This window comes from Candidatus Nitrosotalea sp. FS (assembly GCF_011319475.1).
Lineage (GTDB): Archaea > Thermoproteota > Nitrososphaeria > Nitrososphaerales > Nitrosopumilaceae > Nitrosotalea.
On the sequence record NZ_RCMC01000191.1, the window covers coordinates 1 to 649 of the forward strand.

Consider the following 649-nt stretch of genomic DNA (forward strand, 5'->3'; position numbering starts at 1 on the left):
ATATTACTACTAGAACTTGATAGCTTGCTTAACAAGACGTTGTGTTTTTGATCCAAAGTCTCAGTCCATTCAGTACTTTTGCGTAATGTAACACATGGAGTTTCTGTCCAATATGCCTCCTTTTGAAGACCCCCAGAGTCTGTTATGAGTAAGCTTGCTCCTGAAAGCAACTGCAACATCTTGGAATATTTTACTGGCTCTATTGTATTGATACCGTCAAGTTTCAAACCAAAGGACTGNTCGTGTACAGTTTTAACTAGTTCTAGAATTTTTTTGATTTTTTCTCTGTTTTCGATGTTATCTTTTCTGTGAATTGTCATCAGTATGTACTTGGAATCATGTCTTTGGAGATTGAAAATTTTTTTGAATTGGAGAAATACGTCGTACATTGTATCACCACTAAGATATGATGAGCCAATAACTGATTCATGTTTTAGGTTATTGTAACAATTTTTTGTTGGAGCAAATAGAATATTTGAACAATGGTCTATTATTCTCCTGTTTATCTCCTCTTCCATATCAAATTCCATGCTTCTTGCTCCTGCTTCTACATGTGCTACTTTCATTCCCAATCTGTTTGCACAAAGTGCTGCACCAAGTGCTGATCTAGTATCGCCTGGAACTATAACAACATCAGGTTTTATTTTTT

At 35.3% G+C, this 649-nt stretch carries 1 protein-coding gene and 1 pseudogene; both read right to left on the minus strand.

Annotated features, from left to right (window positions below):
- The coding region (locus tag DYY66_RS14495) for a UDP-N-acetylglucosamine 2-epimerase (protein ID WP_255496284.1) at positions 1-239 on the minus strand (239 nt) is incomplete at both ends.
- Between the two features lies 1 nt (position 240).
- Positions 241-644, minus strand: a pseudogene (locus DYY66_RS16240) (UDP-N-acetylglucosamine 2-epimerase); the annotation flags it as partial.
- Positions 645-649 lie beyond the last annotated feature (5 nt).